Below are 19,212 nucleotides of genomic sequence, written 5' to 3'. Positions count from 1 at the left end.
GGAACCTGCAATGAAAAAACGCGCCTTACTGACCTTCGCCCTGATCCTCAACGCAGGCCTGCTCAGCACACCCGCTCTGGCTGCGGGCGACGCCGAGGCCGGCGCCAAAATTTTCCCGCGCCTGTGCGGCGGCTGCCATCAGGTCGGCGAATCCGCCCGCCCCGGATTCGGCCCGGAGCTCAACGGCATCATCGGCCGCCCGGCGGGGACATCGGCGAACTATGTGTACTCCGACGCCATGAAAAACTCCGGCGTGACCTGGAACCGTGAAACGCTGACGGCGTATCTGAAAGACCCGAAGGGCGTGGTGCCGGGCACGCGGATGATCTTCTGGGGGCTGAGTGATGAGGAGAAGATCGATAATTTGTTGGCTTATCTTCAGACGTTTTCTCAGTAATGAAGCTCCTGCGCGGGCGCTGCGCAAGGCAGCTCCCGCGTAAAGTCTGTGTTGAAATCTCGCGCTCAGCCTGCCCGGCAAACCACCCCACGAGAAGAACGGCTACGCCAACATCAGCAACAGCATCCACTACGCCAACCCCAACGCGGCTGCCAATGAGTTCCTGACACCGACGGTGAAACAGGATCTGGCGATCTATCCGCCCAAAGAAGAATGGACACGTTGTTCACCGTGGAAGAGTTGCCGGCGGCGATTGCCCGTTTGACGACGCGGCTGTGGACGAGGTTGAAGACCAATACTTGATTCAGGTAGCGGTTATTTCGGGTTGATGGGTCAGTTGGCAGGCCACTTGATTGCGGCCTGCCGCTTTCGCCTTGTACAACTGCTGGTCGGCACGTTTGACCAACGCCGTCGGGGTGTTGTCCGCCGGGTCGGCCTGGCCGACACCAATGCTCACGGTGATGGAGCCGACCACTGGAAAGATTGCCTTGGCAATCGCAGCCCGGATCTTCTCGGCGACCACTTCCGGGGTATCCGGTTTGGCAATTTCCGGCAGCAGCACGGCAAACTCCTCGCCGCCATAGCGTGCGACGAAATCGGTGGCTCGGGTGCTGATCTGTATGAGTTGCGCCAGTTGCTGTAGTACGTCGTCCCCGACCGCGTGGCCATGGGTGTCATTGACTCGTTTGAAGTGATCGACGTCGATCAGCAACAACGCAAACGGTCGTCCGGTGCGGCGAAACAACAGGCTGTACTCGGTGAGTTTTTCGTCAAACCGGCGGCGGTTGAACGCACCGGTCAAACCATCGTGAGTCGCCAGGCTCAGCAGCTCGGCGTTGGCCTGGGTGAGGGCGGCGGTGCGCTGTGCGACCGTGGCCTCCAGCGAGGCGTTGGCTTCCTGCAGCTCGCGTTCCTTGGCCAGCAGCGACTGGGTCATCCTGTCGATGGACTGGCCGAGCTGGGCGATTTCCCGCACCGGGTGCTGCAACTGAAAACGTGTCCCCGGTTGATTGTTCTGCACCTGTTGGGCCGAATGTGCCAGTTGCTCGATCGGACGGCTGAGGTACAGCGCCAGATAATAGGCGACCAGTGCAAACACCACCGCAGCCATCACCCCCAACAGCAACAATTTATAGAGCAGCAGGCGCGCCGGTTGCAGTGCGGTGTCCAGCGGCTGGCGCACGGCAATCGACCAAGACAGCGCAGTGCTCAAGGGCGTAGGTACCGTCACCGCGCTGGTCAGATAACCGTTGCCGACGGTCCACCCTGGCGAGTCGGGATCGTTCGCCGCCAATTGTTGGCCAACCAGCGCTTCCGGATACAGCACCTTGCCGTCGTGATCGATGATCAACGCCTCGATGTCCGGTGCGACGCCTTTGTGCGAGAGCGCCGCCGATTCCACGATGCGCGTCACCCAGCTCCAGTGTGCATGGGCGCCAAGTACGCCAATCACTTGTCCGTCGGCATTGTGGATGGGCGCTGCAAAATCGATGAAACGCAGCGGTTCGCCATTCGCCGGCGCCGGCAGCATTTTGGCCAACAGCACGGCTTCGTGTGGGTCGCCGGTGTATTCACCGCGCAAACCGGCCTGGAACCACGGACGCTGTTGCACCGACTGACCCACCAGTAAACCGTTGACGGCCTGATGCACCTGGCCGTTGGCATCGGTGATGCCCATCCATGCATATTCGGCGCGGGCCTGGGTGCGCAACTGCATGGATTTCAGGATCGCCGGGTTATCCAGATCACCGCGCTCCAGATGCGGCGCGCGGCTGAGCAGATAGACCTCAAGCTGTCGCTCACGCAGTTGCTCACCCAGTAGGGCCGCCGCCGACCGCGCGGTGCTCAGCAGGGCGTTGCCGCTGGCCTGTTTCATTTGTTCGGTGGCGATATGGCCGACATAGAAGCCCACGCTCAACAGCGTCAGCAGGGACAAACCGGCAAACCAGAGGGTCAGGTGGCTACGCAGGCTGGCTTTGAGCATGGATGAAGTCTGTTTTTATTGAAGTTGCGCCATGGTATGCGACATCGCGGACGGGCCACCAGCCGGGCGCTTCATGAAACATTTCCAGATTGATACCAATGTGCCACTGCCTCCAGTAAAGTGTGCGCCGCCCGAGAGACGGATCCCGGGCTTATACCCATGGAGTCTTGCAGTGAAATACCTCAGCAAAGTAGTCGCCGCCGCACTGTTCGGTGTGGTTCTGGCAGGTTGCACCGGCACCCCGATGAACACCAAACACTACGACAGCAACCAGTACACCGTGATTGGCCACAGCGAAGCGACCGCCACCGGCCTGATGCTGTTCGGCGTGATCCCGATCCGGCAGAACAGCCGTTTCGTCCGCGCGCAAGAGGCCGCCATCCAGGCCAAGGGCGGCGATGCCATGATCAACACTCAAGTTCAGGAAAACTGGTTCTGGGCATGGGTCCTGAGCGGCTACACCACCAAGGTCTCCGGTGACGTGGTCAAGCTGAAAACCGTTCAGTAAGCGACGGTTGGATATGAAAAAGCCCGGCTGATCAGGCCGGGCTTTTCTTTGTGTTTCGGTAAAACAGCAGTTTTACGCTACGCGGCGTTCGATGAGGCGATCAGCGCCACCTTCGGCAACACGACGTTCTTGCAGACGATCCGAACCACCTTCGGCAACGCGGCGTTCTTGCAGACGATCAGCGCCACCCTCGGCAACGCGACGTTCTTGCAGACGATCAGCGCCACCCTCGGCAACACGACGTTCTTGCAGACGATCAGCGCCACCCTCGGCAACGCGACGTTCCAGCAGACGATCCGAGCCACCTTCGGCAACGCGGCGTTCTTGCAGACGATCAGCGCCACCTTCAGCTACACGACGTTCTTGCAGACGATCCGAACCACCTTCGGCGACGCGGCGTTCTTGCAAACGATCCGAACCACCTTCGGCTACACGGTGTTCGATCAATCGATCCGAACCGCCTTCGGCGATCATGGTGTGAGCGGGTTTGGCTGCAAAAGCGTTGACTGCAAGAACCGAGAAAGCGATGCCGAGAAGGATTTGGCGTTTCATGATCGTGTGCTCCGGGGTGTTGTTTGGTATGGAGCTGATCTTACGCCCGGGATTTTTTATGAGAACTTCATTGACGTGATGGTGACTATCGACGCCAGCGATGGATGCCTGAGCCCCGGTTCACGGGGCGGTCGCCCGAACGCATAGCTCCCCGGTGGCGCGGGTCAGGGCCAGTTCGTGCAGCGCGTCGTGGGTCAAACCGCTACGCGCCTTGGCCAGCCATGTCGGGCAATTCGGGTCATGACGGTAGGGCGTGAAGTCGGCGTATTGTTGCAACAGCCGGGATTGCAGCTCATCCAGACGCGGCCGAATCTGCTTGCCCAGATCTGGGCGCGGCGTGTCCGGCGCAGCACCTGCCGCTTGCCACTTCGCCAGCAAACCGTACTGCACCAGTTTGTTGGCTTCCATCTGCGCGGCGATCAACTGCGCCACGTCTTCCGGATCGAGCTTGCGTTCGGTGGCCAGCGTTCGGGCGTTGGCAATGACCTGGGCTTCGCGGGGGCTGTCCTGGATTGGCTTGCCGCTGTCCCATTTGGTTAGGGCGACGAGATCGCCGATGTTCAGGCGTTCGTTCAGGGTGCTCAGCAGGCTATGCAGCGCTTGCTGCGGTGGCATCGGGGCGGCGTTGGCTGTCGTCGCCAGAACGGCAAAAAGGCTAGAGGTCAGCAGGGTCGAGACGCGGGACATGAGATCGGTTCACTTCCATTTTGGACAGGGGGTGGAGATTACGAAGTTTTAATCCAAGTGGGTACGACCTGAACAGCTTTGCATACCTTAGACTCTCCCCATCGCTCCCACCCGAGACGGACCCTCAATGCAAAGCCCCGCCCAAAAACCCCTCTGGAAAACCTACCTGCTGTTCCTCGCCCCGATGGTGCTGTCGAACTTCCTGCAATCCATGTCGGGCACAGTCAACAGCATCTACATCGGGCAGATGCTTGGCACCCAGGCGTTGGCGGCGGTGTCGGGGATGTTTCCGATCATCTTTTTCTTCATCGCGCTGGTGATCGGTCTGGGCGCCGGGGCGGGGGTGTTGATCGGCCAGGCGTGGGGTGCGCGTGAGTCGCATATGGTGAAGGCGATTGCCGGGGCGACGTTGTTGCTGGGGGTGTTGATCGGGTTGGTCGCGGCGGTGCTGGGCAGTGTGTTTGCGCGTCAGGCGTTGCAGGGGCTGGGGACGCCGGCGGATGTGCTGGACGACGCGGTGTCCTATGCCCGCGTGATGATGTGGACCTTGCCGTTTGTGCTGGTCTACGTGCTGTTCACTCAGTTGTTGCGCGGAGTGAGTGACACGCTGTCGCCGATGCTGGCGTTGCTGCTGTCGACCATCGTCGGTCTGGCGCTGACCCCGGCGTTCATTCGCGGGTGGCTGGGCTTGCCGCAACTGGGGATTCAGAGTGCGGCGTTCGCCGGGCTGGCCGGTACGCTGGCGGCGATGGCATGGTTGTCGTGGAGCCTGATTCGCAAGGGGCATCCGCTGGCGCCGGACCGCGAGTTCTTCGGAGCGTTGCGGCTGGACGGCGAGATTCTCGGCAAGGTGTTGCGCATCGGCCTGCCGACCGGGGTACAAATGATTGTGCTGTCGCTGTCGGAGTTGGTGATTCTGACTTTGGTCAACCAGCATGGCTCCCAGGCGACGGCGGCCTATGGCGCGGTCACGCAGATCGTCAACTACGTGCAGTTTCCGGCGCTGTCGATTGCGATCACCGCGTCGATCCTCGGCGCCCAGGCGATTGGCGCCGGGCGGCTGGAACGGATGGGGCCGATCCTGCGCACTGGCCTTTGGATAAACGTGTGCCTGACCGGTGGTTTGATCGTGCTCGGTTACCTGTTGTCGCACTGGCTGCTGGGGTTGTTCCTGACCGAGGATTCGACCCGGGCGATGGCCGAACACTTGCTGCACATCATGCTGTGGAGCCTGTTGATCTTCGGCTTCCAGGCGATCATCGGCGGGATCATGCGCGCCAGCGGCACGGTGCTGGTGCCGGTGGCCATTGCGATCATCTGCGTGGTTGGCGTGCAACTGCCGGCGGCGTACTGGCTGGACGGGCAGTTTGGCTTGCAGGGTGTGTGGATGGCGTTTCCGGTAGCGTACCTCGGGATGCTGGTGTTGCAGACGCTGTACTACAAACTGGTCTGGCAGCATCAGAAGATCGAGCGGCTGGTTTGAATGAATGACCGGCGTGGGCGCTGGCAGGGCTGGCGCAAGCGTCGGATGTTTGCTTAAGTCAATCGAAGCCCACCGAGGCACCGGAGCATCCCATGTCGATTCGATTGTTGTTGGTTGCCGCGTGTTGCCTGATTGTCCTGCCAGCGGCGCAGGCGGTGGAGTACACCCGGGTCAATACCACCGCCAGCCAGATCAGCTTTACCTACAACCAGATGGGCTCGCGGATGTACGGCACGTTCGGCAGGTTCGACGCGACGCTGGATTTCGACACTGCCAATCTGAGCAACGCCCGCACCACGTTGCACATCGATCTCACCAGCATCGACGCCGGCAGCGAAGACGCCAACACGGAGTTGGTGAAGCCGGCGTGGTTCGACACACAAAAATTTCCGACAGCCGTGTTCGAATCGACCCGGTTCAGCCGGGTCGATGAAAACCATTACCTGGTGGCCGGCCGACTGACGCTAAAAGGCATCACCCGCGAGGTGCAGGTGCCGGTACAGCTGAAACCGGACAGCAGCATCGGCATCTTCGACGGTGAACTGGTGCTCAAGCGCGATGCGTTCGGCCTCGGTGCCGGGGAGTGGGCCGACACCGTGGTGTCGAACGACATCGCGATCAAGTTCAAGGTCGTCGCCCCGGCGCAGTGACTGGCCTTAATAGGCTCGCCAATGTCCCGGCACCCAGCGCCACTGATTGCCGGCCCAGCGGTAATGGCCTGCGACCCAGTGATAGCCCGGCGCAGGCATCGCCGGGACCACTTCGACGATCGGTGGTGGCCGATGCGGGCGCACCGGCTCGACGACACAGCCCGACAGGGTGATTGCCACCAGTGAGGCGGCGAGCAAGGTTTTCAGGGTTTTCGACATGACGTTGTTCCTGGTGAATGACGTTGGCGGGCAGGTGAGCAATCAACGCACCCAGTGACCTTCAATCCAGTACCAGTTCGGCCCGCGGGCCTGCCAGTGGCCCGGCTCCCAGCGTGCACCGTGGTGGCGCACCGGCTGCCAGTGACCGGGCATCCAGACATAACCCCGGCCTTCCCAGCGCCAGTGACCGCGATCCCAGGCATAACCGGGCCGTGGACCTGGCATCGGTTCCATGCGCATGGGCGGCGGGGCTTCACGGATGATGATTTCGGGCTGGGCAAATACGGGTGTGCTGGCCAGCGCGGCCAGCGTCAACGGCACCAGCAGAAGGGCTTTTCGCCATTTGAACAGGGAACGCAGAACGTTCATGACAACTCCTCAGGGCCTGCGTCGGGAAATGAACGCAGCTGAAGAATTGGACGCCAAATCGGCGAAATATCCGGCGCCGGGCGGATGAAATTTTTGTCAGAAACGGCGCCGGAAAAAAGATGATGAATCAGTAGAAACGGTCTTGCTCTTTCATGGCCTGGATCTGCCAGAACGTCCTGCCCGAGATCAGCAGGAACAGCACCCCAAGCAATAGGCCGCCGGTCATGATGTAGAAGCCCGGACGGTAGCTGTGCAGTTCGCTGGCAATGGCGTTCTTGTCTGGCAACCAGCGTGAAACCAGCAGAGGGATCGGGCCGCCGACTTCGTATTGCGTGTGCTCGGCGTAGCGTTCGTCGACGAATGAATCTTCGTGGGTCTGCCCCTGATCGTCGGTGTAGCGGTAGTGAAGGATCCTGCCGTTCTTGTTCATCATGATCTCTTCCAGCTGCACGACAGTGCCGCTGACTTCCATCGCGTTGAACTGCAACAGGCCATAACGAATGCCTTGGTGGCGAGCCATGCCGGCCAGCAGCAACACTACACAGCACGCGACGGTCAGCATGACGATTCGGTTGTAGAGGTGATCTTTTTGGGCTTCGCGCGGGTAGTACATCGGACGATCCTTCGTGGTTTGGCAGTAGAGAAATGCTGCATCGGCGGCGGGGCGGGCAACTTTAGCCGGTATCCGCGCCCGAGCGCGGTATGATGTCGGCGTTTGCCACTGCCAGCCGGTGGCGATCTGTGTCTACCGCCGGAGTCCACCCGCCATGCCCCGCATCACCCACTACAAATCCCCGTGCCCCGAAAGCGTCAACAGCCAGATCCTGCAGATGGTGGTCGACTACCTGACTGACATCAGCGCGATCGGTCTCGGCCCGAGCAACCTGCTGTACAACGTCTATCAGTACGCGGTCGGCTATGAGGTGCATTTGTATCTGGAGGCGCTGAACGGCGAGAAGGGCACCGAAGTGGAACTGCTGGTGGCCACCGACGACGAAGACCCGGAACAGGTGATCGGTTTCCTGTTGTACTTGCCGGTGCAGGGCGATTGGGAGGCGTGCAATGTGGCGTATCTGGCGGTACAGCAGCCGTACCGTCGTCAGGGTGTGGCCCGGGCGTTGATCGCTGACATGGTGACGCGTTACCCCCATGCCGAGCTGACCTGCAGCGTGGGTAAAGTCCCGTATTTCGAAGCGCTGGGTTTTGAAGTACTTGGCCAGCTCGAGACTCAAGTGCTGATGAGCACCCGGCATTACCGCAGCAACGGGTTGCGCGGTTTTATCGACACGACGCCGATTTACCGCTCGCTGGAAGTGCAACAGATCCACACCTACCTGCTGCAAAAGCACGGCAAACGGGCGATGGTCGATGCCGAAAAGCAGCGTGACCGGCATCTGGATCAAGTCACCCGGCACACCGAGGAATTTGTCCGCCAGCGCCTGACCGTGCACTGATCCTGCGTCTGGCGCACGGCAAAAAGCCCTTGTTGCGATGACGGCAACAAGGGCTTTTTTGTGCCCGTGATTTCAGGACAGCTTCACGTTCATGGTGATCCGCGCCGTGAACACTTTCTTGCCCTCGGCGTCGTGAATGTCCACCGGCACGATCTTGTCGCCTTCGGTCTGCCAGTCCAGCCCTTCGCCATTGGCCACGGCGGTCACGTCGGATTTGGCCTTGGCCAGGTACTCGACGGTCATGCCTTTTGGAATCCAGCGTGCGCCAGCGGGAATCGACACATCCGTCATCATCCCGGCCGCCAGTTCGGCGGCGTTGCACATGGCGATGGCGTGCACGGTGCCGAGATGGTTGGTGATCTCGCGGCGAAACGGCACCTGCACCGTCGCCGAGCCTGCGCGCAACTCGCTGACCAACGGATTGATGCTGCTGAAATACGGCGCAACCTGGCAGGCCATCTGGCTGAACGCTTGTGGGCCGGCGCTGGTGAACATGCTGAGAAACTGACTCATGGTGAAGCCTCGCGATTAGTGGATTTACAGAATGATGTTCCGTTACAGAATATTATTCTGTAACGGAACGGTATTCTGTCCGTGGGAAATCTGTCAACCTAGGCGCGTTTGGATTACCGGCACGGGTGTGCCTTTCAACCGGATTCACAAGGCCTTCAATTCCATGGACACCGCAGATCTACTCGAGCGCAGCTACCCCGGACGCCGGGCCGAACTCAAGCGCGACATCTTTCGCAAGGCCTTGGGCCTGTTCAACGAACAAGGGATCGAGGCGACAACCATCGAAATGATCCGAGCCGAATGCGACACGAGCGTCGGTGCGATCTATCACCATTTCGGCAACAAGGAAGGGTTGGTGGCCGCGTTGTTTTTCACTGCGCTGGAGGATCAGGCGCAGCTGCGCGACGCTTATCTGGCCGAAGCCACGACCACGGAAGAGGGCGTGCAGGCGCTGGTCTTCAGTTATGTGGATTGGGTTGAGAACCAGCCGGAATGGGCGCGGTTCCAGTATCACGCGCGCCATGCCGTGACCCGGGGCCCGCACAAGGACGAATTGGCGTCTCGCAACAAGACCCGCAACCTGAGCCTGCGCACCTGGTTGAGCGAGCCCGGGCGCGCCGCCGAACTCAATGAGTGTCCCGCCGAGTTGCTGCCCTCGCTGATCGTCGGACAGGCGGACAGCTATTGCCGGGCATGGTTGTCCGGGCGCGTGAAGGGCAGTCCGAAGGCTTATCGCGAGTTGCTGGCCCAAGCCGCGTGGCGTTCGATACGTCGCGAACCCGAGCTCTGATTTTCAAGGACAAAAAAAGAGCCTCAAGACTCTTTGATAGGGAGGAGTAGAGCCCGTGAGGCTCAAGATGCGCGTGAAACAAAGTGCGGGCTTGATTGGGGTTCAGGGCACCCACACCTACGCAGCGGTTGGGTGAACCAAGCGACTGCGTATCTCCATCGTAGGAAGGTGCGCAGGTGCTCTCAAGTACCGTCAGTCACTTGCTTTTACGGAGTTGGCGGCGGCCCTTTCGACCATCGCGGCGATCGTTGCAAACAGCTCGTCACGGGCCTGAGCAGCGCTGATTTCACCGGTGGCCGCTGCTTGAGACAACGCCTCGGCGGCGCCGAGCATGGCGCGCAGTCCTGCCTGGATACGAAATCCTGATACAGCGCCGCGAGCAGATCGGTGCGGGTGGTGAAATGGTCATACCGGGATTTTCGATTATTGCGGGGCGACGGTGGCGGGCTCGGCGTTGCTGCTGGAGTCCGAGTTGCGCGATCCTGCGGTGCAACTGCAGGCGGCGCGCGAACTCGGACTTGGGTTGTTCCGCTGAACCCCTGTGGGAGCGAGCCTGCTCGCGATTGCGATCTGCCAGTCAAGACATGTGTTGAATGACACACCGCCATCGCGAGCAGGCTCGCTCCCACAGCGGGGCTATGGTGTCAGCGAGCGCCGGGCCAGCCGGCCTTTTCGAGGGCGGCGAGCAAGGTCGCAGCATCCAGACCCGGCACGGAATGCCCGTTGCCTTCGGCGCTGTCGCTGGCAAGCAAGGCGTTGATGATTGCTTCTTCCACCGCCTCGGTCGCCGCCAGAAACAACTCGCTGATATGGTCGTTGTTGACCATGCGCAAACCGTCGCAGGTCGACGCGCCTTTACCCTCGTAGGCGGCAGGCGGGATGTGCCCGTTGCCGGTGGCGAAGGCGATGAAGATGTCGCCGCTGTGGTCTTCGTTACCGCCCCCGGTACGCGCCAGACCGAGGCTCGCCCGTTGCGCAAGTCGTGTGCATTGATGCGGTAGCAGCGGCGCATCGGTGGCCAGGCACACCACGATCGAACCCATGCCGGGGTGCGGCAACGAAGCGCGCAGGAACGGTGAATCCACTTGTTCCATGTAGCGCCCGACCGGGTAGCCGTCGACCCGCAATTCGCTGCGAATACCATGGTTGGCCTGGACAATGGCGCCCACCGTCCAGCCGCCCTGAGCCTTGCTCAAGCGGCGCGACGCGGTGCCGATCCCGCCCTTGAATTCATGGCAGATCATGCCGCTGCCACCGCCCACCGCACCTTCCTGCACTGGGCCATCGACTGCATTGCTCATGGCCTCGGCCACATGCTCGGGCTTCACGTGAAAGCCGTTGATGTCGTTGAGCAAGCCATCGAAGGTTTCCAGCACTACCGGCATGTTCCAGTACAAACGTCCGTCGTCCGGTTGCTGCGCGCGATCCAGTTCGACCAACGCATCGCGCACCACGCCGAGGCTGTGGGTGTTGGTGAAGGCGATCGGGCTGGTCAGCAGGCCGGCCTCGCGAATCCATTCCAGCCCAGTGGCATCACCGTTGCCGTTGAGCACATGGACCCCGGCAAAACAGGGTTGGGCATTGGTCGATCCGGCACGGGGTTCGATCAGGGTGACGCCGGTGCAGATGTCGCGTCCGGCGGCGCTTTGACCGCGTACATTGCTGTGGCCGACCCGCACGCCGGGTACGTCGGTGATGGCATTGAGCGGACCAGGCTGCAGTTGGCCGATGCGGATATGGAGATCGCGGGCACGTGGTTTCATGGTGTTCTCTTCTCTGTTCATTTTTGATTATTGGCCGTTCTTGACCTTGCTCCAGACCCGCGTGCGTACCCGTTCGGTAGCTTTGGGCAGGGGCTCGAGGGTGAACAACGTGGCCATCGCCGTGGCAGACGGATACACCGCCGGGTTGTCGCGGGTGGCTTCGGCGACCAGCGCGGTGGCGGCGCGGTTGCCGTTGGGGTAGGAGAGGTGATCGCTGACCGGCGCAATCACATCGGGCCGCAGCAGGTAGTCGATGAACGCCAGGCCCTGGGTCGGATGCGGTGCGTCCTTGAGCAGCACCAGCGTGTCGAACCACACCGGTGCGCCTTCCTTCGGCAGGCTGTACTGGATCTTCACGCCGTTGCCGGCCTGCTCGGCGTTGGTTTTGGCTTCGAGCATCGCGCCGGACCAGCCGACCGCCACGCAGATGTTGCCGTTGGACAGATCGCTGATGAATTTCGAGGAGTTGAAGTAGGCGATGTGCGGGCGCAGTTTCAGCAGCAGTGCTTCGGCTTTCTGATAGTCCTCGGCGTTGGTGCTGTTGGGCGGCAGGCCGAGATAGTGCAGCGCGACCGGGAGCATTTCCGATGGCGAATCAAGCATCGCCACGCCGCATTCGCCGAGCTTGGCGAGGTTCTCTTCCTTGAACACCAGATCCCAGGAATCCACCGGCGCCTTGTCGCCCAGCAGGGCACGCACCTTGTCGACGTTGTAGCCGATACCGTTGGTGCCCCACAGATACGGCACGGCGTACTGGTTGCCGGGGTCGTTGTTGGCCAGCTTCGCCAGCAGATCGTTGTCGAGGTTCTTCCAGCCCGGCAGTTGATTGCGGGGCAGCGGGGAGAGGGCGCCGGCCTTGATCAGGGTCGGCAGACTGAAGTTGCTCGCCACCACCACGTCGTAGCCGCTGTGACTGGTCATCAGTTTGCCTTCCAGCACTTCGGCGCTGTCGAAGGTGTCGTACACCGGCTCGATGCCGCTGTCGCGCTTGAAATCATGCAGAGTGTTGGGGCCGATGTAGTCGTACCAGTTGTAGACATGCACGCTCGGCGCATCGGCTGCTTGAGCGGTCAATGCGACGGACACAACGCCCGCCAGGCCCAGGTTGATATACCCACGATGACAACGCATGATGCGGCACTCCTGGCCTGCTGCAGGCCGGTGATGAACAGGAGTGGTCAGCCTATCGGGCAGGCCGCGCCAGACCCATTCCCATCATGGGTTACTCAAAAGGGGTAGAGCGTGGACGCGTTGCTGCAGGAATTGCCGGTGCATCAGAGCCTGTCGCGGGTATTCGCCAGCATCGGCCAAGACGGTTTCTGGCGCTCGCTGGTCGATACCTTGCGGCTGCTGGTCCCCCTGGACAATGCGCTGGTGGCAGTGATGCAGGCGGGGCGGCCGCCGCAATTGCTGATCGATTTCGACAGCCAGGGCCGCGCCGACGAGCAGGAAGATCTGGCTGGGTACAGCGCCGGCATGTACTTGCTCGATCCGTTCTATCAGGCAGCATGTGCCGGGATCGCCGACGGTTTGCACAGCCTCGCGTCCGTGGCGCCGGACCAGTTTCTGCACAGCGAGTACTACCTGAGCTACTTCCGCACGGTGGTCGGCGCGGATGAGCTGCAATTCATGGTCAACACCGATGACGGTGTGCTCGGTTTGTCGATGGGCCGGGCGACGGGGTTCGGTTTGCAGGAGCAGGGTCGCCTGCTGTGCGTGCGGGACTGGGTGTTGTCAGCGATGCGTCGGCATGTGCAATTGATGCCACCGCAAGGGGCGGTCGCCGAGGCGCCGGTCGGCGATCTGGCGGCGCTGCTGGATCGTTTCGACGCACGGCTGACCGCACGCGAAATCGATACGGCGCGCCTGATTCTCCAAGGCTTCTCCAGCAAAGCCATCGCCCAGCACATGAACATTTCGCCGGAGACCGTGAAGGTGCATCGGCGCAATCTCTATCACAAGCTCAATGTCACCGGGCATGGCGAGTTGTTTGCGCTGGTGCTGCGGCCGCGCTGAGCGGGTCAGCCGATCTGCTTGAACAGCAGCGCCTTCAGACCGCTTTCAGGATCGACATCCGGAAACTCCGGCGGATTCTCCAGCCGTTGCTCGAAGCGCAGACTCGGTGCTTCCTGGGTCACGCCGTCGATCAGGAAGTCCGAGCCGAACGAAGGATCGTTCATGCACGCCAGCACGCTGCCCTGCGTCGTGAGCAGTTCCGGCAGACGACGCAGCACGCGCTGGTAATCCTTGGTCAACAGAAAACTGCCTTTCTGGAACGACGGCGGGTCGATGATCACCAGATCATACGGGCCACTGTTGATCACCTTGCCCCAGGATTTGAACAGGTCGTGGCCGAGAAAACTCACCTTGCTCAGGTCATGCCCGTTCAGCCGGTGGTTGTCGCGACCCCGGCTCAGCGCGGCGCGGGACATGTCGAGGTTGACCACATGGCTGGCACCGCCCTCGATGGCCGCCACCGAGAAGCCGCAGGTGTAGGCGAACAGGTTCAGCACTCGCTTGCCGGCCGCCTGCTCGCGTACCCAGTCGCGCCCGTAACGCATGTCGAGGAACAGCCCGGTGTTCTGCTTGCGGCCCAGATCCACGCGGTATTTCAACCCGCCTTCGACGATGGTCATCTCGTCGATTTCCTCACCCAGCAGCCATTCGGCGGTGCTTTGCGGCAAGTAGCGGTGCTGGATCAACAGGGTGTGGGCAGCGGATTGCTGCCATGACGCGGAACCGGTGATCTCCAGCAACAGGCGCTTGAGGTCTTCCAGTTGCGAAGCCTCGGGTTCCTTGAACAACGACACCAGTACCACGCCTTGCAGCCAGTCCACCGTGACTTGCTCCAGCCCTGGCCAGCAGCGTCCACGGCCATGGAACAGGCGCCGGGTTTCGGCCGGCGCCGAAGTCAGTGCGGTGAGCAGGTGGGCGTGGAGAACGGCGAGGGCTTCAGGGTTCATCAATCGGGTTCGGCAAGCAAAAGGGCGCGCATTTTAACCGCAATTGCAGGCTTGCGACTGTCGCTCGACCGGGTGTTATCGAAAAGACCTGTATCAAAAATGAATTTCTATAGAAGGCGCTGCTCATACCAGATAAGCAGCGGGTTCATGCCGCTAAATCGTTCATGCAATTCAGGGAGTGCCAGTTCATGTGTCCAATTCCGACGTCGAGCGCGCACCTTCCTGGCGGGTTGATTCTGGTGGTCGAGGACGATCCGTTGATTCTGGAGTTTTTGTGCGAAATTCTTCAGGAGGAAGGTTTCAAGGTCGAGCCGCAGACCAGTGCCGATGCGGCATCGCGTTACCTGGAAGAGCACGCGCCGGAAGTCGCGCTGCTGCTCACCGATATCACCATGCCCGGCACCCTCAATGGTGCGGACCTGGCCAATCTGGTCGGCGAGCGCTGGCCGGAAAAACCAGTGATGGTCATGTCCGGTTATGAAACGCCCGAGACCTCTGGCGTCCGCCATCCGGTGGCGTTCATCAAGAAGCCCTGGGCTATCGGCCAGTTACTTGATTGTGTAGACGACGCGTTCAAATCCAAGGCGCCGCGTCTGCACTGAAGCCTTCGACAGATGCTACATTGCCGGGCACATTTGCCCGGCCTCTGCCTAAGGATGTGAACCCCTTGTCTGCTCACGATGCTGTTTTCAACCGCGCGTTCGGCGCGTTCCTGTTCGACATGGACGGCACCGTCCTCAATTCCATCGCCGCCGCCGAGCGGATCTGGGCTGCCTGGGCCGAGCGTCATGGCGTGGATGTCGAGACGTTCCTGCCGACCATTCACGGCGTGCGCGCCATCGACACCATCACTCGTCTGAACCTGCCGGGCGTGGACGCCGAGGTGCAAGCGGCGTTCATCACCGAGGCGGAAATCGAAGACGTCGATGGCATCGTCGAGATCCCGGGTGCGGCGGCATTTCTCAAGTCGTTGCCGGCAGATCGCTGGGCCATGGTGACCTCGGCGCCACGGGATCTGGCATTGCGGCGGATGGCGGCGGCGGGGATTCCGGAGCCTGCAGTGATGATCACGGCTGAAGACGTGGCGGCAGGCAAACCTGACCCGGCCGGCTATCGACTGGCCGCCAAACGTCTGGGACTGGAACCGGTCGATTGCCTGATTTTCGAAGACGCCACCGTCGGCATTCAGGCGGCTGAGGCGGCCGGTGCGCCTTTGATGATCATCACCGCGACTCACCAGCATCCGATTGAAACCCCACACGCGACGATTGCCAGTTACCGCGATATAGCGCTGAGCATCGACAGTAACGGCCAGTTGCGCCTGCAGCCTCAGTAAACACCCGGCAGCAACCGCCAGCTGCGCGCGCAATAGGCGTCGTACTCGGCGCCAAACTGGGTGCGCAGCAGGGCTTCTTCTGAATGGATGCGTGCGATCAGCGGGATCAGCGTCAGCGCCGCCAGCAGGATTCCGACGACCGAACGAAACGCCAGGGCCCAACCCAGCGCATTGATGACCAACCCCAGATAGCTGGGGTTGCGCAGGTGCGTGTAGATACCATCGGTAACCAGTCGATGTCCCGGCTGAATCGCGACCAAGCCGCTGAAGCGGTGGCCCAGAACGAACACCGGCCACAACCGCAACGCACCGCCGGCGATGAACAGCAACGCCCCCAGCCAACGGGTGCCTTCGCGGCCCACGGTCCAGAAACCGATGCGGTCGCAATAAGCCGGCAGAAAGGCACTGACCAGGCCGATCACGCCGAACGTCGGAATCACCCAGCGATTGGCCCGGTCCTCGCGTTCGCCGGAGCTCAGGTTCACCTCGCTGAACAATGACGCCACCACCATCGCCAGCGTCGCCAGCGCGACCACCACCAATGCTCCGTGGGAAAAGAACACCGCCACGCCGCCGATGCCCCACATCGCCAGCCCGAGATAGGCGAGGGTGGCGATTACCGCGACGACGGTCATTTGCGCTGACATTTTCATAGGCACCTCACGGCTGTTCCGTTCAGTGTAGATCGCTGCACGATCCCCGGCGTTTACCGTTGAGGGGGCAGGGTGAACTAAGCTTCAGACAGGGACGATTCGACTTCAACCGTCCACGCACCGGCGAACGGGTCGCCCGGACGTGGCGTCACCAGGAGTCCGCCATGCTGCACATCCGCACGCCGTTGATCCTCCATCCGACCCTGTCGACCACTTCCCGGCGTATCTGGCTGAAACTGGAAAACCTGCAACCCAGTGGCTCCTTCAAACTGCGCGGCATGGGCCTGTTGTGCAGTCAGGCTGCGGCGCAGGGCAAACGCAAAGTCGTGTGCCCGTCCGGCGGCAATGCCGGTCTTGCGACGGCGGTGGCGGCGGCCAGCCTGGGTCTGCAAGTCTGTATCGTGGTGCCGCACACCACTCCGGAAACTACCCGCGCGCGCATCCGCCGCACCGGTGCCGAAGTCATCGTCCACGGCAAAGTCTGGGATGAGGCCAATCAGCGCGCCCGTGAACTGGCCAGCGCGGCGGACACCGAATACGTGCCGGCCTTCGACCACCCGGTGTTGTGGCAAGGGCACAGCACAATGATCGATGAAATCCTCGAAGACTGCCCGCAGGTCGACGCTGTGGTCACCTCGGTCGGCGGCGGTGGACTGCTCGCAGGAATTCTCACAGGACTGCTGCGCCATGACCGGCGTGACTGCCGGATCATCACCTGCGAAACCCAGGGCGCCGCCTCGTTTGCCGCCGCCGTACAGGTCGGCCACCCGGTGCGCCTGAACAAGATCGACACCGTCGCCACCTCCCTGGGTGCCGCTCAGGTAGCGGAGTGGCCGGTGCAGCACATCGGCGAGTTCGATCACGAATGCCTGGTGCTGTCCGATGACGACGCGATCATGGGCGTGGTGCGTTACGCCAGTGATTTGCGGCAACTGGTGGAGCCGGCGTGCGGGGTGTCGCTGGCGGTGGCCTACCTCGATCACCCGGCGTTGGCGGGGGCTCGGGATGTGGTGATTGTGGTGTGTGGCGGGGTGAGTATCAGTGCGCAGTTGGTGGCGGGGTGGGCGCGGTTGGGGGGGTGATTCAGTGCTGGCGGTGAACTTCAAAAGCCCCTCACCCCAGCCCTCTCCCGGAGGGAGAGGGAGCCGACCGCAGTGTCTCAGGTCATGCATCGACCTGAAAAACCGAGTCGATTATGGATTCCAAGCATCGACCTGAGACTACGAGCCGGTTATGGATTCAAAACATTTCGCCCATGTCGGCGGATCTCTCGAATATCCCCCAATCAGTTCCCTCTCCCTTTGGGAGAGGGCTAGGGTGAGGGGGCTTCTGGATCAGCGTCGCAATCGAAGCTCCTCCGCCACCCGCAAAATCTGCTCCAACACATCCCCCATCCGCTGAATCACCTCCAGATTGCTAAACCGCACCACCTCAATCCCAAGCCGCTGAAGATAGAGCGTACGCCGCCGATCATGAACCTCTCCCGCCGCCTCATAATGCTGCCCGCCATCCAGCTCCACCGCCAACCTCAACTCCACGCAATAAAAATCCAGCACAAACGGCGGGATCGGCACCTGCCGCCGAAACTTCAATCCCACCACCTGCCGCGCACGCAGCCGTTGCCAGAGCATCTGCTCGCAATCGGTCTGGCTGGCGCGTAAAAGGCGGGCGAACCGGCGTTGGTCGAGGGTAGGGCGATTTTGCATGCTTCACGTCCTTGTGAAGTGGGATGGAAAATTCACTGTAGACCAGACCAACAGCCAGTGTCGGATCAACCTGATTATGGATTCACACTAAATTTTTCAGGTCGCTGTATCACGTCAATATCCCCCGATCAGTCCCCTCTCCCTCGGGGAGAGGGCTAGGCGGGCGGCGTTCCGATGAGGGGTTGCGGATTACTTGGCGCCGGAGATATCGGATCCAGTCAACACTGTACGAAACGTCTCCACCAACGGCCGCAAATTGACCCGGTGCCAAGCTGCCCACAACGGCGTGGTGAACGCCAGCCACGGCACCTCCCGCAACACCACACCCGGCGGTGCGTTGTGGCTCAAACCTTTCTGGATCATCGCAATCCCAAGCCCCGAAGCCACCAGCCCCAGCGCAGTAAACGGCTCGGTCGCCTGCATCCGCACATCCGGGGTGAAGCCTGCGCGCAAACAGGCACTGACAAAGTCGTCGCCTGCGTCCTGGCGCGCTTGCACGCCGATCCATTCCTGAGTGGCCAGGTCCTCCGGACTAAGCGAAGCCTGTCCGGCCAGTGGATGTTGCTCCGGCAGCGCCAGCAGCATCGGGTCGTCCAGTACCTGAAAGCCCAGCAGATCCGGATCGTCGGTCGTCGGCGGTTCGCTGACCAGTGCGATATCGAGACTACGCTGACGCAGGCCTTCGAGTTGTTCGGCGGAGCTTAAGTTGTACAGCGCGACATGCACGTTCGGCCGATCCGCCCGTAGCACGCGCAAGGCGTTGGGCAAGACGCCGGCATGCATGGCGTTCTCGATGTAGCCGATGCACAAGCCGCCTTCTTCGCCACGGCCCAGACGTTTGCCGAGGGACTCCAGGCGGTTGGCGTGGGTCAGCAGGGCGCGGGTTTCTGCGAGGAAAGTCTGGCCGTCGCGGGTCAGGCGGATCCGCTGCTGGCTGCGTTCGAACAGGGTCAGGCCCAGGCGTTCTTCGAGTTGGGCGATCTGCCGGCTCAGTGGCGACTGAGAAATGTGCAGGCGTTCGGCCGCGCGGCCAACGTGTTCTTCCTCGGCGACGACTACGAAGTAACGCAATTGGCGGAAATCGATCATGTCAGACCTCTAGGGACTCAAGTGCTGCGAATTATGTCTTGGACGGTCTGAGTACCGCAATCTAGGATCTGCTCAACGGTCATCCACGACCCAGAC

At 61.5% G+C, this 19,212-nt stretch carries 23 protein-coding genes and 2 pseudogenes; 11 read left to right on the top strand and 14 right to left on the bottom strand.

Features of this window, described 5'->3' with window-relative positions; genetic code table 11:
- Positions 1-10: 10 nt before the first annotated feature.
- Together ACW9HX_RS12280 and ACW9HX_RS12275 are read left to right on the top strand one after the other, a co-directional pair.
- On the top strand, positions 11-397 hold the full coding sequence (locus tag ACW9HX_RS12280) for a c-type cytochrome (protein ID WP_457380818.1): 387 nt from the start codon (positions 11-13) through the stop codon (positions 395-397).
- Positions 398-467: 70 nt separating this feature from the next.
- Positions 468-700: pseudogene (locus ACW9HX_RS12275) on the top strand (spermidine/putrescine ABC transporter substrate-binding protein PotF); the annotation flags it as partial.
- Position 701: 1 nt separating this feature from the next.
- Here ACW9HX_RS12275 and ACW9HX_RS12270 read toward each other — a convergent pair.
- Complete coding sequence (locus ACW9HX_RS12270) at positions 702-2,381, bottom strand: sensor domain-containing diguanylate cyclase (RefSeq protein ID WP_457380817.1); 1,680 nt, start codon at positions 2,379-2,381, stop codon at positions 702-704.
- Positions 2,382-2,553: 172 nt separating this feature from the next.
- On the opposite strand from ACW9HX_RS12270, the gene ACW9HX_RS12265 reads away from it, so the two are divergent.
- Positions 2,554-2,889: a hypothetical protein gene (locus ACW9HX_RS12265; RefSeq protein ID WP_085711582.1), complete on the top strand. Its 336-nt coding sequence runs from the start codon at positions 2,554-2,556 to the stop codon at positions 2,887-2,889.
- A 72-nt stretch (positions 2,890-2,961) separates the two neighbouring features.
- Here the strand turns inward: ACW9HX_RS12265 and ACW9HX_RS12260 are convergent, their stop codons facing one another.
- Complete coding sequence (locus ACW9HX_RS12260; RefSeq protein WP_457380816.1) at positions 2,962-3,441, bottom strand: phage infection protein; 480 nt, start codon at positions 3,439-3,441, stop codon at positions 2,962-2,964.
- 120 nt (positions 3,442-3,561) lie between these two features.
- A complete protein-coding gene (locus tag ACW9HX_RS12255) occupies positions 3,562-4,128 on the bottom strand; it encodes a chorismate mutase (protein WP_457380815.1) in 567 nt (188 codons plus the stop codon).
- A gap of 127 nt (positions 4,129-4,255) precedes the next feature.
- Here ACW9HX_RS12255 and ACW9HX_RS12250 point away from each other — a divergent pair, with 127 nt between their 5' ends.
- Together ACW9HX_RS12250 and ACW9HX_RS12245 are read left to right on the top strand one after the other, a co-directional pair.
- Complete coding sequence (locus tag ACW9HX_RS12250; RefSeq protein WP_457380814.1) at positions 4,256-5,611, top strand: MATE family efflux transporter; 1,356 nt, start codon at positions 4,256-4,258, stop codon at positions 5,609-5,611.
- Positions 5,612-5,703: 92 nt separating this feature from the next.
- Positions 5,704-6,261 (top strand): YceI family protein, encoded by a 558-nt coding sequence (locus ACW9HX_RS12245; protein ID WP_457380813.1) that lies wholly within the window; start codon positions 5,704-5,706, stop codon positions 6,259-6,261.
- A gap of 6 nt (positions 6,262-6,267) precedes the next feature.
- On the opposite strand, the gene ACW9HX_RS12240 is transcribed toward ACW9HX_RS12245, so the two are convergent.
- The 3 genes from ACW9HX_RS12240 to ACW9HX_RS12230 all read right to left on the bottom strand — a co-directional run bounded on the left by ACW9HX_RS12240 (position 6,268) and on the right by ACW9HX_RS12230 (position 7,462).
- Positions 6,268-6,480 (bottom strand): YXWGXW repeat-containing protein, encoded by a 213-nt coding sequence (locus ACW9HX_RS12240; protein WP_457380812.1) that lies wholly within the window; start codon positions 6,478-6,480, stop codon positions 6,268-6,270.
- Between the two features lie 42 nt (positions 6,481-6,522).
- Positions 6,523-6,849: a YXWGXW repeat-containing protein gene (locus ACW9HX_RS12235; RefSeq protein ID WP_457380811.1), complete on the bottom strand. Its 327-nt coding sequence runs from the start codon at positions 6,847-6,849 to the stop codon at positions 6,523-6,525.
- Between the two features lie 127 nt (positions 6,850-6,976).
- Positions 6,977-7,462 (bottom strand): hypothetical protein, encoded by a 486-nt coding sequence (locus tag ACW9HX_RS12230; RefSeq protein ID WP_457380810.1) that lies wholly within the window; start codon positions 7,460-7,462, stop codon positions 6,977-6,979.
- Positions 7,463-7,616: 154 nt separating this feature from the next.
- Between ACW9HX_RS12230 and ACW9HX_RS12225 the strand changes: the two genes are divergently transcribed.
- The gene (locus ACW9HX_RS12225; RefSeq protein ID WP_457380809.1) at positions 7,617-8,303 is read left to right on the top strand and encodes a GNAT family N-acetyltransferase; all 687 of its coding nucleotides are present in this window, start codon (positions 7,617-7,619) and stop codon (positions 8,301-8,303) included.
- A 72-nt stretch (positions 8,304-8,375) separates the two neighbouring features.
- Here ACW9HX_RS12225 and ACW9HX_RS12220 read toward each other — a convergent pair whose 3' ends face one another.
- Entirely contained in the window at positions 8,376-8,816 is a 441-nt protein-coding gene (locus ACW9HX_RS12220; protein WP_134826264.1) for a hotdog fold domain-containing protein, read from the bottom strand.
- Between the two features lie 163 nt (positions 8,817-8,979).
- Between ACW9HX_RS12220 and ACW9HX_RS12215 the strand changes: the two genes are divergently transcribed.
- On the top strand, positions 8,980-9,606 hold the full coding sequence (locus ACW9HX_RS12215) for a TetR/AcrR family transcriptional regulator (RefSeq protein WP_457380808.1): 627 nt from the start codon (positions 8,980-8,982) through the stop codon (positions 9,604-9,606).
- A gap of 192 nt (positions 9,607-9,798) precedes the next feature.
- Here ACW9HX_RS12215 and ACW9HX_RS12210 read toward each other — a convergent pair.
- The 3 genes and pseudogenes from ACW9HX_RS12210 to ACW9HX_RS12200 all read right to left on the bottom strand — a co-directional run.
- Positions 9,799-9,960 (bottom strand): annotated as a pseudogene (locus tag ACW9HX_RS12210) (TetR/AcrR family transcriptional regulator); the annotation flags it as partial.
- 290 nt (positions 9,961-10,250) lie between these two features.
- The gene (locus ACW9HX_RS12205; RefSeq protein WP_457380807.1) at positions 10,251-11,369 is read right to left on the bottom strand and encodes a DmpA family aminopeptidase; all 1,119 of its coding nucleotides are present in this window, start codon (positions 11,367-11,369) and stop codon (positions 10,251-10,253) included.
- Positions 11,370-11,396: 27 nt separating this feature from the next.
- Positions 11,397-12,500, bottom strand: coding sequence for an extracellular solute-binding protein (locus ACW9HX_RS12200; protein WP_457380806.1), 1,104 nt, complete (start codon positions 12,498-12,500; stop codon positions 11,397-11,399).
- A gap of 111 nt (positions 12,501-12,611) precedes the next feature.
- Here ACW9HX_RS12200 and ACW9HX_RS12195 point away from each other — a divergent pair, with 111 nt between their 5' ends.
- Positions 12,612-13,385: a helix-turn-helix transcriptional regulator gene (locus ACW9HX_RS12195; protein WP_457380805.1), complete on the top strand. Its 774-nt coding sequence runs from the start codon at positions 12,612-12,614 to the stop codon at positions 13,383-13,385.
- A 5-nt stretch (positions 13,386-13,390) separates the two neighbouring features.
- On the opposite strand, the gene ACW9HX_RS12190 is transcribed toward ACW9HX_RS12195, so the two are convergent.
- A complete protein-coding gene (locus ACW9HX_RS12190; protein WP_457380804.1) occupies positions 13,391-14,332 on the bottom strand; it encodes a class I SAM-dependent methyltransferase in 942 nt (313 codons plus the stop codon).
- 188 nt (positions 14,333-14,520) lie between these two features.
- Here ACW9HX_RS12190 and ACW9HX_RS12185 point away from each other — a divergent pair, with 188 nt between their 5' ends.
- Together ACW9HX_RS12185 and ACW9HX_RS12180 are read left to right on the top strand one after the other, a co-directional pair.
- Positions 14,521-14,934, top strand: coding sequence for a response regulator (locus tag ACW9HX_RS12185; protein ID WP_457380803.1), 414 nt, complete (start codon positions 14,521-14,523; stop codon positions 14,932-14,934).
- 65 nt (positions 14,935-14,999) lie between these two features.
- Positions 15,000-15,668 (top strand): HAD-IA family hydrolase, encoded by a 669-nt coding sequence (locus tag ACW9HX_RS12180; protein ID WP_457380802.1) that lies wholly within the window; start codon positions 15,000-15,002, stop codon positions 15,666-15,668.
- Here ACW9HX_RS12180 and ACW9HX_RS12175 read toward each other — a convergent pair.
- On the bottom strand, positions 15,662-16,321 hold the full coding sequence (locus tag ACW9HX_RS12175; RefSeq protein WP_457380801.1) for a methyltransferase family protein: 660 nt from the start codon (positions 16,319-16,321) through the stop codon (positions 15,662-15,664). The two genes, ACW9HX_RS12180 and ACW9HX_RS12175, sit on opposite strands and share 7 nt — an antisense overlap.
- A gap of 164 nt (positions 16,322-16,485) precedes the next feature.
- On the opposite strand from ACW9HX_RS12175, the gene ACW9HX_RS12170 reads away from it, so the two are divergent.
- Positions 16,486-17,403, top strand: a complete 918-nt coding sequence (locus ACW9HX_RS12170; RefSeq protein ID WP_457380800.1) for a pyridoxal-phosphate dependent enzyme — start codon at positions 16,486-16,488, stop codon at positions 17,401-17,403.
- A gap of 252 nt (positions 17,404-17,655) precedes the next feature.
- Here ACW9HX_RS12170 and ACW9HX_RS12165 read toward each other — a convergent pair whose 3' ends face one another.
- Both ACW9HX_RS12165 and ACW9HX_RS12160 read right to left on the bottom strand, forming a co-directional pair.
- A complete protein-coding gene (locus ACW9HX_RS12165; RefSeq protein WP_457380799.1) occupies positions 17,656-18,027 on the bottom strand; it encodes an endonuclease domain-containing protein in 372 nt (123 codons plus the stop codon).
- 189 nt (positions 18,028-18,216) lie between these two features.
- Complete coding sequence (locus tag ACW9HX_RS12160; protein WP_457380798.1) at positions 18,217-19,116, bottom strand: LysR substrate-binding domain-containing protein; 900 nt, start codon at positions 19,114-19,116, stop codon at positions 18,217-18,219.
- Positions 19,117-19,212 lie beyond the last annotated feature (96 nt).

Source organism: Pseudomonas sp. SDO52101_S400 (assembly GCF_054071635.1).
The sequence above is the reverse complement of the archived record's forward strand: the minus strand, read 5'-3'. Positions and strand labels throughout refer to the sequence as shown.